Here is a 13,065-nt window from a genome sequence, read left to right as displayed (position 1 = left end):
CCAGGCACAGGCGGTATCCTGTGCCGCTAATGGAGGCTTTTTCATGAAAATCTACAAAGTCGGCGGCGCCGTGCGTGACCGCCTGCTGGGCATCAAGGTCACCGATGTCGACCGCGTGGTCGTCGGCGCGAGCACCGAAGAAATGCTCGCCAAGGGTTTCAAGCCAGTGGGTTCGGACTTCCCGGTGTTCCTGGACCCGAAAAACGGCGATGAGTACGCCCTCGCCCGCACCGAACGCAAGAGTGGTCGGGGTTACGGTGGCTTTGTGTTTCACGCCAGCCCCGAGGTGACGCTGGAAGAAGACCTGATCCGTCGCGACCTGACCATCAACGCCATGGCCGAAGACGGCGACGGTAATCTGACTGATCCGTATCACGGCCAGCGCGACCTTGAGTCCCGCATACTTCGTCACGTTTCCCCCGCATTCGCCGAAGATCCCCTCCGAGTTCTTCGTGTCGCCCGCTTTGCCGCGCGCTATGCACACCTGGGTTTTACGGTAGCTCCGGAGACGCTGGAGCTGATGCGCCAACTCAGCGAGTCCGGGGAATTGGAAGCCCTGACCCCGGAGCGCAGCTGGAAAGAAATCTCCAGGGCGCTGATGGAAGATCAGCCCCAGGTGTTTATCCAGGTACTTCGGGACTGTAATGCGCTGAAAACCTTGATGCCGGAAGTCGATGCATTGTTCGGCGTGCCACAGCCCGAAGCCCATCACCCCGAGATAGATACTGGCGTGCACACCTTGAGCGTGCTGGAACAAGCTGCCATGCACAAACAGCCCCTGACCGTACGCTGGGCCTGCCTGCTGCATGACCTGGGCAAGGGCCTGACGCCTGTGGATAAGTTACCGCAGCACATTGCTCATGAGCATCGAGGCTTGAAGCTGATCAAGGCCGTCAATGAGCGCTTCAAAGTGCCAAGGGATTGCCAGGAATTGGCGCTGTTGGTGGGCCAGTATCACACCCACGGTCATCGCGCGCTGGAGCTGAAAGCCTCGACGCTGCTGGAGCTGCTGCAAAGTTTTGACGTATACCGCAGGCCACAGCGCTTTGAGGAGTTTGTGGTCGCCTGCGAAATGGATGCCCGAGGCCGCAAGGGACTGGAGCAAAGAAGTTATCCACAGGCGGATTACTTACGCGGCGCGGCGAAAGCAGCGCGCGAGGTTGCCGTGGCGCCACTGCTTGAGCAGGGATTCAAGGGGCCGGAGTTGGGCGAGGCGCTCAAGCGTGAACGACTCAGGGCACTCAAAGCCTACAAGGAACTACACAAACCCTCTTAGGAGCGAGTCCGGGGTGAGTTGCTGGCCCTGCCATTCAAACCCGACAGGCGCCAGCACCTGATCAATCTGAGCATCACGCCACAACGCAGCCATCGTCTTTCCCGCTTCAGGGTGCACCCGGTCCGGCGCCATCATCGACAGCGGCCACAGCACAAAGGCATTTTTCAGGATCTCCGCCCGCGGCAGGATCAAGCCATCGAAGTCACCCACCAACTCGCCATACAGCAGCACGTCGATATCCAGCGGCAGGCCTTTGCGGTCCGGCGCATAGCGGCCATTGTCGGCCTCGATGGATTTCAACCGACGATCCAACTCCATCAATGACAGGTCGGTATAGGCCGACACCACCAGATTGAAGAACGGCCCGCTTTTGATGCCCACCGGCTGGCTCTCGAACACCGCCGAGCAACGCATATCCGTCAGGAAACTCGCCAACGCGTCGAGCCCGGCGCACAGATGGGGTTCGCGCTCGATATTACTACCGAGGCCAAGGTAAACCTGAGTCAGCGACATCCGCGCTCAATCTCCACGCCTACACCCTTGGCAGCCGGCACTGCGCCGGGCTTGGTCAGCTTGAGGTGCAGCCAGGGAATCTGGAACTCGCTCATCAGCACTTCGGCCAGGCGTTCGGCAAAGGTCTCGACCAGCTGGTATTGGGACTGCTCGGCAAAGGCCTGGATCCGCGCGGACACGCTGGCGTAATCCAGCGCCAGGGCCAGGTCGTCGCCAGCCGCAGCCGGGCGGTTATCCCAAGCGAAGCTCAGGTCCAGGCGCAGGCATTGACGGATCCCGCGCTCCCAGTCGTAGGCCCCGATCACGGTGTCGACTTCCAGGCCTTCGATAAACACTCTGTCCAAGCTCTTCTCCGCAGCACGACAAGGGCGCGATGCCCCGTTAGAATCAGGGCGTCCTCGCCCGGAATAGTTAGCATGTTTTGGTCACTGGCGATTCTCGCCTACCTGCTCGGCTCGCTGTCCTTCGCCATTTTGCTCAGCCGCCTGACGGGAAATCCCGACCCGCGAATGAGTGGTTCAGGCAATGCCGGCGCCACCAATATGTTGCGCCTGGCCGGCAAGAAGCTCGCCGTACTGACGCTGCTGGGCGACGTGTGCAAGGGCCTGTTGCCCGTACTGATCGCCAACCTCGCAGGCCTGACCCTGCAGCAGCAGGCCTGGGTGGGCGTGTGCGCCGTCCTCGGCCATCTGTTTCCCCTGTACTTCCGTTTTCGCGGCGGTAAAGGTGTCGCCACGGCAGCCGGCATGCTGCTGGGGATCTACCCGCCGGCGGCGTTGCTGGCCGTGCTCGCCTGGCTGCTGACGTTCTACCTGACCCGCACCAGCTCGCTGGCGGCGCTGATCGCCACACCGCTCACCCTGCCGTTGCTGGCCTGGCAGGAACCGGCGGCGCTGCTGCCGATGAGTGTGCTGACACTGCTGATCGTCTGGCGACACCGGGGCAATCTACGCGACCTGTTTGCCGGGCGCGAACGGCATTTTTAAATACCGTCAATGAGCCCGACTCACGCAGCCCCCTTACAAGGGCGGCAGTTGCTCCATCGGCCAGCGCGCCTGCACGCTGATCGCCAGGCTTTCGTGCTGCCCCGCCTGCAGGCGCTGACAACCGGCATAGGCGATCATCGCGCCGTTGTCGGTGCAGAACTCAGGGCGGGCGTAGAACACATCCCCCCTCATATCACCGAGCATCTTTTCCAATGAGCTGCGCAACGCCTTGTTGGCGCTGACGCCACCGGCGATCACCAGGCGCTTCATGCCGGCCTGTTTCAGGGCTCGCTTGCACTTGATAGTCAAAGTCTCCACCACGGCCTGCTGGAACGCCAGCGCGATGTCGCAACGGGCTTGCTCACTGTCGTCCCCGGCGCTGACACTCTGCTGCCAGGTATTCAACGCGGAGGTTTTCAAGCCGCTGAAGCTGAACATCAGGCCAGGCCGATCGCACATCGGGCGCGGGAAGGTGTAGCGACCGAAAACGCCTTTTTCGGCCAGGCGGGCGATTTCCGGCCCACCCGGGTAATTGAGGCCCATCATCTTCGCGGTCTTGTCGAAAGCTTCGCCGGCGGCGTCGTCCAAGGACTCGCCCAACAGCGTGTATTGACCGATTCCGTCGACCTGGACCAGCTGCGTATGCCCGCCCGAAACCAACAAAGCGACGAACGGGAACTGCGGCGGGTTTTCTTCCAGCATCGGCGCCAGTAAATGGCCTTCCATATGGTGCACGCCGAGTGCCGGAATGCCCCAGGCAAAAGCCAGCGCCTGGGCACAAGAGGCGCCAACCAGAAGGGCTCCGACCAATCCGGGGCCCGCCGTATAGGCAATCGCATCGATCTCGGTCGGCACGCAACCGGCCTCGTCCAACACCTGGCGAATCAACGGCAGCATACGTTTGACGTGATCACGACTGGCCAGCTCCGGCACAACGCCGCCATAGGCCCGATGCAAGTCGATCTGACTGAACAGTGCATCGGCCAAGAGCCCGCGTTCACTGTCGTAAAGTGCGACACCGGTTTCGTCGCAGGAGGTTTCAAGTCCCAGTACTAGCATGGGTTTGCGCCTTGTAGAGGCTGAATTCGAAGGCGCGCATAATAGTCGCCGCTCCCCCTCCCGACTAGCGGTTTTCGATCAGAGGCTTTGCATTCCTGCCAATGAGGGGTTAACATCCGCAACCCTTAAAAACCGACGACCTCAGCCGCGAATTTTTTGCGACGAGAACGTTGATTCCCGGTAATGAAAGAAGGTAGCTCTGGATGCCAGCCGTCAAAGTAAAAGAGAACGAACCCTTCGACGTAGCTCTGCGTCGTTTCAAGCGCTCCTGCGAAAAAGCCGGTGTTCTGGCTGAAGTTCGTAGCCGCGAATTTTATGAGAAGCCAACTTCTGAGCGTAAGCGTAAAGCAGCAGCCGCTGTTAAGCGTCACGCCAAGAAAGTTCAGCGCGAACAGCGCCGCGCCGTTCGTCTGTACTAATACACAGACGTTCGTAGCAAGCTTCTGCCAAGCCCGGCCCTCAGCCGGGCTGTTGGCATTTGCGGATATCGCTTGATGCTTCATCGTTGACGCCGCACACGCGACTGATACACCTGCTTCAAACGTCAGGACTGGCTCTTTTGCCAGCGGTGCACGTCTCTTCTGACGAGCCTAACAAGGCTACTGACGAGCACACTCATTTTGTAAGCAGACGATCAACTGTATCGGCTGTGCCCAGCGACGAGCATCCGAGGCCACGATTGGCCAGCGCCGGACTCGAGGGCAACATTTCCAGGCCGACACACTGATTGAAACTAACGTCAGTGAATGTTCGGCAGATACACTTCCTGACAGCCCAAGCAGACGATTGATGGTCAAGCCATTCGATACGTGCGCTTGAGCACTTCACGGGCACTCATTTACACGCAGTGATGACGAGAACGCCATGGCCGGGCTGATTCCCCAGAGCTTTATTGACGACCTTCTGAACCGCACCGACATCGTCGATGTTGTCAGCTCGCGCCTGCAATTGAAGAAAGCTGGCAAAAACTACACAGCCTGCTGCCCGTTCCACAAGGAAAAAACCCCGTCATTCAGCGTCAGCCCCGACAAGCAGTTCTACTACTGCTTCGGCTGCGGCGCAGGCGGTAACGCCCTCGGCTTCCTGATGGACCACGATAACCTGGACTTTCCCCAGGCGATCGAGGACCTGGCGAAAGCCGCCGGCATGGAAGTCCCCCGCGAAGAAAGCGGCCGCCCGCATAAACCACGGCAACCCACCGACTCGCCTCTGTACCCGCTGCTGACTGCCGCTGCCGACTTCTACCGTCAGGCCCTTAAAAGCCATCCGCAGCGCAAGGCCGCCGTCGACTACCTGAAGGGACGCGGCCTGACCGGCGAAATCGCCCGCGACTTCGGCCTCGGCTTTGCTCCACCGGGCTGGGACAACCTGTACAAACACCTGAGCAGCGATACCCTGCAGCAAAAAGCCATGATCGACGCCGGCCTCCTGGTTGAGAACGCAGAGACCGGCAAGCGCTACGACCGCTTCCGCGACCGCGTGATGTTCCCGATCCGCGACAGCCGTGGTCGCATCATCGCCTTCGGTGGCCGGGTGCTGGGGGATGACAAACCCAAGTACCTGAACTCCCCGGAAACCCCGGTATTCCACAAGGGCCAGGAACTCTACGGCCTGTTCGAAGCGCGCAAGAACAATCGAAACCTCGATGAAATCATCGTGGTCGAAGGCTATATGGACGTGATCGCCCTGGCCCAGCAAGGTTTGCGCAACGCCGTGGCCACCCTCGGCACCGCCACCAGCGAAGAACACTTGAAGCGCCTGTTTCGCGTCGTGCCAAGCGTGCTGTTCTGCTTCGACGGCGACCAGGCCGGCCGCAACGCCGCCTGGCGCGCGCTCGAAGCCACCCTGTCGAGCCTGCAGGATGGGCGCCGCGCGCGCTTCCTGTTCCTGCCCGAAGGGGAAGACCCGGATACCCTGGTGCGCTCCGAAGGCACCGACGCATTTCGCGCCCGCATCAATCAACATGCGCAGCCGTTGGCGGATTATTTCTTCCAGCAACTGACCGAAGAAGCCGACCCACGCTCCCTCGAAGGCAAGGCCCATATGGCCACGCTCGCGGCCCCCTTGATCGACAAGGTTCCAGGCGCGAACCTGCGCACCCTGATGCGCCAACGCCTGTTGGAAATTACAGGGCTGAGTGGCGAAGCCGTCAGCCAGCTGGTACACAGCGCACCGCAGGACGCACCACCTGCCTACGACCCAGGCATGGATTATGACGCCATGCCGGACTATGCCGACTTCCATCAACCCCAGGAGGCGTATGCCCCCCAGCAGGAATGGACGCCGAAGAAGCCCGGTGCCGGCGGCAAGAAATGGGACAAGAAACCCTGGAGCAAAAACGGCAAGCGCGGTGATCGCGATGAGGCCTACGCGCCTCGCACACCGGTCGCCGTAGAAGCTCCCACGCTGATTGCCCTGCGCACGCTTATCCACCACCCGCAATTAGCGAGCAAGGTCGAAAGCGCCGACCATTTTGCCAATGCGAGCAATACCTACGCTCAGGTGCTGATCGCACTGATCGAGGCCGTGCAGAAAAATCCTAAGCTAAACTCCATTCAGCTGATGGCTCGCTGGCATGGCACAGAACAGGGTCGTTTGTTGAAGGTACTCGCGGAAAAGGAGTGGCTAATTGACGGCGATAACCTTGAACAACAGTTTTTAGACACCATTACTAGGTTATCCGCGGGCCAGCACACGCAGACCCTCGATGAACTGATCAAGAGAGCAAGACAGCCGGGATTGTCGGCTGAAGAGCAAATTCAGATAGCAAAACAGATGCGCGACCTCTTAAAACAGAATGTTTCCGCATCAAACCCGACCTCAGCTGGCGTGTGAGGTCATAGCTCGGGTATAATCCTCGGCTTGTTTTTTGCCCGCCAAGACCTTCAGTGGATAGGGTGTTATGTCCGGAAAAGCGCAACAGCAGTCTCGTATCAAAGAGTTGATCACCCTTGGTCGTGAGCAGAAGTATCTGACTTACGCAGAGGTCAACGATCACCTGCCTGAGGATATTTCAGATCCAGAGCAGGTGGAAGACATCATCCGCATGATTAATGACATGGGGATCCCCGTACACGAGAGTGCTCCGGATGCGGACGCCCTTATGTTGGCCGACGCCGATACCGACGAGGCAGCCGCTGAAGAAGCCGCTGCCGCGTTGGCCGCGGTGGAGACCGACATCGGTCGCACGACTGACCCTGTGCGCATGTATATGCGTGAAATGGGTACCGTCGAGTTGCTGACACGCGAAGGCGAGATCGAAATCGCCAAGCGTATCGAAGAGGGTATCCGTGAAGTGATGGGCGCAATCGCGCACTTCCCTGGCACGGTTGACCACATTCTCTCCGAGTACACTCGCGTCACCACCGAAGGTGGCCGCCTGTCCGACGTCCTGAGCGGTTATATCGACCCGGACGACGGCATCGCGCCGCCTGCTGCCGAAGTACCGCCGCCCGTCGATGCCAAAGCCGCGAAAGCGGACGATGACACCGAAGACGACGATGCCGAAGCCAGCACCGACGACGAAGATGAAGTCGAAAGCGGCCCAGACCCGATCATTGCTGCCCAGCGTTTCGGCGCGGTTTCCGATCAAATGGAAATCACCCGCAAAGCCCTGAAAAAGCACGGTCGCACCAACAAGCTGGCAATTGCCGAGCTGCTGGCGCTGGCTGAGCTGTTCATGCCGATCAAGCTGGTACCGAAGCAGTTCGAAGGCCTGGTTGAACGGGTTCGTAGCGCCCTTGAGCGTCTGCGTGCACAAGAGCGTGCGATCATGCAGCTCTGTGTCCGTGATGCGCGCATGCCGCGTACCGACTTCCTGCGCCAGTTCCCGGGCCACGAAGTGGACGAAAGCTGGAGCGACGCCCTGGCCAAAGGCAAGGCGAAGTACGCTGAAGCCATTGGTCGCCTGCAGCCGGACATCATCCGTTGCCAGCAGAAGCTGACCGCACTCGAGACCGAAACCGGTCTGACGATTGCAGAGATCAAGGACATCAACCGTCGCATGTCGATCGGTGAGGCCAAGGCCCGCCGCGCGAAGAAAGAGATGGTTGAAGCGAACTTGCGTCTGGTGATCTCCATCGCCAAGAAGTACACCAACCGTGGCCTGCAATTCCTCGATCTGATCCAGGAAGGCAACATCGGCTTGATGAAGGCTGTGGACAAGTTCGAATACCGTCGCGGCTACAAGTTCTCGACTTATGCCACCTGGTGGATCCGTCAGGCGATCACTCGCTCGATCGCCGACCAGGCCCGCACCATCCGTATTCCGGTGCACATGATCGAGACGATCAACAAGCTCAACCGCATTTCCCGGCAGATGCTGCAGGAAATGGGCCGCGAACCGACCCCGGAAGAGCTGGGCGAACGCATGGAAATGCCTGAGGATAAAATCCGCAAGGTATTGAAGATCGCTAAAGAGCCGATCTCCATGGAAACCCCGATCGGTGATGACGAAGACTCCCACCTGGGTGACTTCATCGAAGACTCGACCATGCAGTCGCCAATCGATGTCGCCACTGTTGAGAGCCTTAAGGAAGCGACCCGCGACGTACTGTCCGGCCTCACTGCCCGTGAAGCCAAGGTACTGCGCATGCGTTTCGGCATCGACATGAATACCGACCACACCCTTGAGGAAGTCGGTAAGCAGTTTGACGTGACCCGCGAGCGGATCCGCCAGATCGAAGCCAAGGCGCTGCGCAAGTTGCGCCACCCGACGCGAAGCGAGCATCTGCGCTCCTTCCTCGACGAGTGACACCAGAACCCCCGGCCCAGGCCGGGGGTTTTGCTTTGTGCAGATAAAATCCTGCGCAAATCCCCTCCCCCGCAATGCCCGTCTACACTCGAAACATTCCCCGTGCCATAACGAGACCGTTATGCCCAGATTGCCGACTGTGTTACTGCTGTCGCTGCTGACCTGGACCGCAACGGCTGGCGCGTTGACTCTTAGCGATGATGAGCGTGGCTGGCTGGCGGACCATCAGGAGTTGCGCGTGGGGGTGGACGCCTCCTGGCCACCTTTCGAATACCGTGATGAAGAGGGCCGCTACCAAGGCCTGGCGGCGGACTACGTACGCCTGATCCAGGAACGCCTGGGGGTCAGGATCAAACTGATTGAGCCGGCCAATTGGAGTGCCTTGCTGGAGCAGGCACGCCACAACCAACTCGACCTGCTGCCGGGCATCATGTCTACCCCCGAACGCCAGGGCTTCATGGCCTTCACACGCCCTTACCTGGATTTTCCCATTGTCATCCTCGCCCATGAAGGCGGCGCCCGACCACGCAACCTCAAAGACCTTTATGGATTGAAGATTGCCGTGGTGGAAAATTATGCCCCCCATGAACTGCTGCGCACCCACCATCCAGACCTCAACCTGGTGGCCCTGCCCAATGTCAGTTCGACGCTGCAAGCCTTGGCCACCGACGAAGTCGACGCCGTGGTGGGCGACCTCGCGTCGAGCGTCTGGAGTCTGCGCCAGCTCAAGCTCGATGGCCTGTACGTAAGTGGCGAAACGCCGTACCGCTATCAATTGGCGATGGGTGTACCACGGGACAACAAAATACTGGTGGGCATCCTGGACAAGGTTCTCGCCGACCTCAGCCCGACCGAAACCGAAGCCATCCAGCAACACTGGGTGGGCAGCCTCACCGACCATCGTACGTTCTGGACCGACCTGCTGATGTACGGCCTGCCCGCCGTGCTGTTGTTGAGCACCGTTTTGGCCATCGTCATTCGGATCAATCGCCGACTGAGTTCGGAAATTTCCCGCCGCGTCGCCCTCGAACAGGAACTGCGCAGCAGCGAATACCATTATCGCGGCCTGGTGGAGAGCCTGTCCGCCATCGCCTGGGAAGCCAGCGTTACCGATTTCACCTACAGCTATGTGTCACCCCACGCCGAGGATCTGCTCGGTTACCCGCGCGCCCATTGGCTGATTCCGGGCTTCTGGCGCAACATCATTCACCCCGCCGATCTCATCCGCGCCGAAGCCTATTGCTACCGGGAAACCCGCGCCAACCGCGACCACAGCATCGACTATCGGGTGATCACGGCGGACGGCCGCTGCCTTTGGGTGCGCGACATTGTCAGCCTGATCGAACACGGCCATGAGCCAGTGTTACGGGGCTTGATGATCGACATCAGCGAAACCAAACGCACTGAAGAGGCGCTGCAGCTTTCCGAGCAAAAGTTTGCTTCCGTGTTTCAGCAATGCCCGGACATCCTGGTGATCGCGCGACTGTCCGATGGCTGCCTGCTTGAGGTCAACAAAGCATTTGAGGACCAAGTGGGCCTGAAAGCCGCGCAGGTGATCGGAAAAACCGCGACCGCCCTGAATATCTGGGGCATCCCCGGTATCGGCACCGATCTGTTGAAACGCGTGCAAACCACCAGCATTCGCAACCTGGAAATGCCCTTTCTGCGCAGCAATGGCCAGGCCTTTATCGGGCTGATTTCCGCCGAGCCGTTTCAACTCGACACCACTGAAGCCATTGTGGTGGTGGTCCGCGACATCACCCAGCTCAAGGAAACCCAGCAACAACTGCAAATCTCCGAAGAGAAATTCGCCAAGGCCTTCCACGCCTCTCCCGATGGCTTGCTGCTGAGCCGCCAGCGGGATGGCCTGCTGATTGAAGTGAATGATGGTTTCAGTCGCATCACCGGCTTCAACAGTACGACATCCCTCGACCAATCGACCCTTGACCTGGGCATCTGGGTCGATCTTGACGAACGCAAGCACATGCTGGAGTTGATGCATCGAGATGGATACGTGCGTGACTTCATCTGCCATATACGCCGCAGCGACGGGCAGATCCGGCTGTGCGAAGTCTCCAGCCGCCCACTGCCGATCGCCGGTGAAGACTGCATGCTCACCATCGCCCGGGACATCACCGAGCGCCAGTTGATGCAGGAAAAACTGCAACAGGCCGCGACGGTATTCGAGAGTACCGCCGAGGGTGTATTGATCACCGACACGCGCCAGAACATCAGCGCCGTCAACCGTGCCTTCAGTGAAATCACCGGCTACAGCGAAGCCGAAGCCCTTGGCCACACACCGCGCCTGCTCGCCTCCGGCCTGCATGACAGCGCCTTCTACGCCGCCATGTGGCACCAGTTGACGGCCCAGGGTCATTGGCAGGGCGAAATTTCCAACCGCCGCAAGAACGGCGAGTTATACCCCAGTTGGCTGACCATCAGCGCCGTGCGCAACCGCGACCAGTTGATCACGCATTTTGTCGCGGTGTTTGCCGACATCTCCAGCCTCAAGCTGGCCCAGGCGCGCCTCGACTATCAGGCGCACCACGACCCGCTGACCGGCCTGCCGAACCGCACACTGTTTGAAAGTCGGCTGCAGGCGGCCCTCAACGGCCATCAGGAAACCGGCAAACAAGGCGCGGTGCTGTTTCTCGACCTGGATCGTTTCAAACACATCAATGACAGCCTCGGCCACCCGATCGGCGACCTGCTGCTCAAAGACATCGCCGTACGCCTCAAGGAGCAACTGCGTGACATCGACACCGTCGCGCGCCTGGGCGGCGATGAATTCATCATCCTGCTGCCCGGCCTGCAACACGCCAGCGACGCCGAACAACTGGCCAACAAGCTGCTGGCCTGCTTCACACCGCCGTTCCAGGCCGGCGAACACGAGTTCTTCATCAGCGCCAGCATCGGCACCAGCCTGTACCCCCAGGACGGTACCGACGTGGCCACCCTGGTCAAGAACGCCGACGCCGCCATGTACCGCTCCAAGGCCAAGGGGCGTAACCGGGTCGAAAGCTATACCCGTGATCTGACTGTACAGGCCAATGAGCGCGTAGCGTTGGAGCACGAATTGCGCCGCGCCATTGAGCGTGATGAATTGAGCCTGTATTACCAACCAAAACTGAGCCTGGCGACCCAGGAACTGATCGGCGCCGAAGCGCTGATTCGCTGGCGGCACCCCATGTTTGGCGAGGTCCCGCCCGAACACTTCATCGCCCTCGCCGAAGAGAACGGCACTATCCTGCAGATTGGAGATTGGGTCCTGGAACAGGCCTGCCTGCAAATGCACACCTGGCAAACCACTTTCGATGACTTTGGCCCACTATCGGTCAACCTCGCCGGCGCGCAATTGCGCCACCCTGGTTTACTGGCTCGTATCGAACAGTTACTGCGCGACTACAGCCTCGAACCGGGCTGCCTGCAACTGGAGATCACTGAAAACTTCATCATGAGCCAGGCCGAAGAAGCGCTGGCAGTCCTCCACCAACTCAAGCGCCTGGGCGTACAGTTGGCGATCGACGATTTCGGCACCGGCTATTCGTCCCTCAGCTATCTCAAGCGCCTGCCCTTGGATTTCCTGAAGATCGACCAGTCCTTCGTCCGCGGCCTACCTGACGACCCCCACGACGCCGCCATCGTGCGCGCCATCATCGCCCTGGGCCACAGCATGCAATTCACCATCATCGCAGAAGGCGTGGAGAACCCCGCGCAGCAAGCCTTCCTGGCTGCTGAAGGCTGCGAACAGATGCAGGGCTACATCGTCAGCCTGCCGCTACCGCCCGAGCTTTTTGCGGCGACCTTCCTTCGCAGGAGCATTGAGGATTTTTCGGATAGCACAGTAGAGAAACCATCGCTATAATCCGCGACCTACTGAGGGCCTATAGCTCAGTTGGTCAGAGCAGAGGACTCATAATCCTTTGGTCCACGGTTCAAGTCCGTGTGGGCCCACCAATTCGAAAGCCGCGCATTGCGCGGCTTTTGTGTGTCTGGCACAGGCGTTTTGCGTGGGGGGCGGCCTACAACCTTACTTCGCAAATAACTGCCCAATATCCCTGAACGCCTTGAACTCCAACGCATTGCCGCACGGGTCGAACAGGAACAATGTCGCCTGCTCCCCCACCTGTCCCTTGAACCGAATATGCGGTTCCAACACAAACGTCGTCTGCCGCGCCTGTAGACGGTCTGCCAGGGCGTGCCAATCTTCCCAGCCCAGCACCACGCCAAAATGCGGCACGGGTACGTCGTGGCCGTCGACGGCGTTGGTGTGGGCGGCTTCCTGGGAGGCGGTTTTCGGGTGTTCGTGGATCACCAGTTGATGGCCGAAGAAGTTGAAGTCGACCCAGTGTTCGCTGGAGCGGCCCTCCTCCAACCCAAAGACGTCGCCGTAGAAGTGCCGTGCAGCGGCGAGATCGAATACCGGAATTGCCAGGTGAAAGGGCGCGAGTGTCATCAGTTCAAACCTCTATGGGCGT

10 protein-coding genes and 1 tRNA gene are annotated in these 13,065 nt (G+C 59.9%); 7 read left to right on the top strand and 4 right to left on the bottom strand.

The window, feature by feature from the left end:
* Window positions 1-43: 43 nt before the first annotated feature.
* Entirely contained in the window at window positions 44-1,276 is a 1,233-nt protein-coding gene (locus AC07OT_RS17540; RefSeq protein ID WP_495108616.1) for a multifunctional CCA addition/repair protein, read from the top strand.
* On the opposite strand, the gene folK is transcribed toward AC07OT_RS17540, so the two are convergent.
* On the bottom strand, window positions 1,259-1,789 hold the full coding sequence (gene folK / locus AC07OT_RS17535) for a 2-amino-4-hydroxy-6-hydroxymethyldihydropteridine diphosphokinase (RefSeq protein WP_495108615.1): 531 nt from the start codon (window positions 1,787-1,789) through the stop codon (window positions 1,259-1,261). The genes AC07OT_RS17540 and folK overlap by 18 nt on opposite strands.
* A complete protein-coding gene (gene folB, locus AC07OT_RS17530; protein WP_046069798.1) occupies window positions 1,780-2,133 on the bottom strand; it encodes a dihydroneopterin aldolase in 354 nt (117 codons plus the stop codon). The genes folK and folB overlap by 10 nt, the downstream gene beginning before the upstream one ends.
* Before the next feature lie 72 nt (window positions 2,134-2,205).
* Here folB and plsY point away from each other — a divergent pair, with 72 nt between their 5' ends.
* A complete protein-coding gene (plsY, locus tag AC07OT_RS17525; protein ID WP_053131126.1) occupies window positions 2,206-2,775 on the top strand; it encodes a glycerol-3-phosphate 1-O-acyltransferase PlsY in 570 nt (189 codons plus the stop codon).
* A gap of 33 nt (window positions 2,776-2,808) precedes the next feature.
* On the opposite strand, the gene tsaD is transcribed toward plsY, so the two are convergent.
* A complete protein-coding gene (gene tsaD, locus AC07OT_RS17520) occupies window positions 2,809-3,834 on the bottom strand; it encodes a tRNA (adenosine(37)-N6)-threonylcarbamoyltransferase complex transferase subunit TsaD (RefSeq protein ID WP_495108614.1) in 1,026 nt (341 codons plus the stop codon).
* A gap of 203 nt (window positions 3,835-4,037) precedes the next feature.
* Here tsaD and rpsU point away from each other — a divergent pair, with 203 nt between their 5' ends.
* The 5 genes from rpsU (at window position 4,038) to AC07OT_RS17495 (ending at window position 12,544) form a co-directional block, all read left to right on the top strand.
* Window positions 4,038-4,253 (top strand): 30S ribosomal protein S21, encoded by a 216-nt coding sequence (rpsU, locus tag AC07OT_RS17515; RefSeq protein ID WP_002551877.1) that lies wholly within the window; start codon window positions 4,038-4,040, stop codon window positions 4,251-4,253.
* Between the two features lie 445 nt (window positions 4,254-4,698).
* Complete coding sequence (gene dnaG / locus AC07OT_RS17510; RefSeq protein WP_495108613.1) at window positions 4,699-6,669, top strand: DNA primase; 1,971 nt, start codon at window positions 4,699-4,701, stop codon at window positions 6,667-6,669.
* A 67-nt stretch (window positions 6,670-6,736) separates the two neighbouring features.
* Window positions 6,737-8,587 carry an RNA polymerase sigma factor RpoD gene (gene rpoD / locus AC07OT_RS17505; protein WP_495108612.1) on the top strand — a complete coding sequence of 617 codons (1,851 nt, stop codon included), beginning with the start codon at window positions 6,737-6,739 and terminating at the stop codon, window positions 8,585-8,587.
* A 121-nt stretch (window positions 8,588-8,708) separates the two neighbouring features.
* The gene (locus AC07OT_RS17500) at window positions 8,709-12,452 is read left to right on the top strand and encodes an EAL domain-containing protein (protein ID WP_495108611.1); all 3,744 of its coding nucleotides are present in this window, start codon (window positions 8,709-8,711) and stop codon (window positions 12,450-12,452) included.
* Window positions 12,453-12,467: 15 nt separating this feature from the next.
* A tRNA-Ile gene (locus AC07OT_RS17495) sits at window positions 12,468-12,544 on the top strand.
* Between the two features lie 73 nt (window positions 12,545-12,617).
* Here AC07OT_RS17495 and AC07OT_RS17490 read toward each other — a convergent pair.
* Window positions 12,618-13,043, bottom strand: a complete 426-nt coding sequence (locus AC07OT_RS17490; RefSeq protein ID WP_027605927.1) for a VOC family protein — start codon at window positions 13,041-13,043, stop codon at window positions 12,618-12,620.
* Window positions 13,044-13,065: the final 22 nt, after the last annotated feature.

The organism is Pseudomonas sp. GW821-FHT09C10, assembly GCF_059418085.1.
Note: the sequence above shows the minus strand (reverse complement) of the source record. Positions and strands in the feature narration are given on the sequence as shown.

Bases quoted from the DNA above. Each gene is read 5' to 3' on its own strand.
- AC07OT_RS17540 (WP_495108616.1), top strand. From the start codon at position 44: ATGAAAATCTACAAAGTCGGCGGCGCCGTGCGTGACCGCCTGCTGGGC.
- folK (WP_495108615.1), bottom strand. From the start codon at position 1,789: ATGTCGCTGACTCAGGTTTACCTTGGCCTCGGTAGTAATATCGAGCGC.
- plsY (WP_053131126.1), top strand. From the start codon at position 2,206: ATGTTTTGGTCACTGGCGATTCTCGCCTACCTGCTCGGCTCGCTGTCC.
- tsaD (WP_495108614.1), bottom strand. From the start codon at position 3,834: ATGCTAGTACTGGGACTTGAAACCTCCTGCGACGAAACCGGTGTCGCA.
- rpsU (WP_002551877.1), top strand. From the start codon at position 4,038: ATGCCAGCCGTCAAAGTAAAAGAGAACGAACCCTTCGACGTAGCTCTG.
- dnaG (WP_495108613.1), top strand. From the start codon at position 4,699: ATGGCCGGGCTGATTCCCCAGAGCTTTATTGACGACCTTCTGAACCGC.
- rpoD (WP_495108612.1), top strand. From the start codon at position 6,737: ATGTCCGGAAAAGCGCAACAGCAGTCTCGTATCAAAGAGTTGATCACC.
- AC07OT_RS17500 (WP_495108611.1), top strand. From the start codon at position 8,709: ATGCCCAGATTGCCGACTGTGTTACTGCTGTCGCTGCTGACCTGGACC.
- AC07OT_RS17490 (WP_027605927.1), bottom strand. From the start codon at position 13,043: ATGACACTCGCGCCCTTTCACCTGGCAATTCCGGTATTCGATCTCGCC.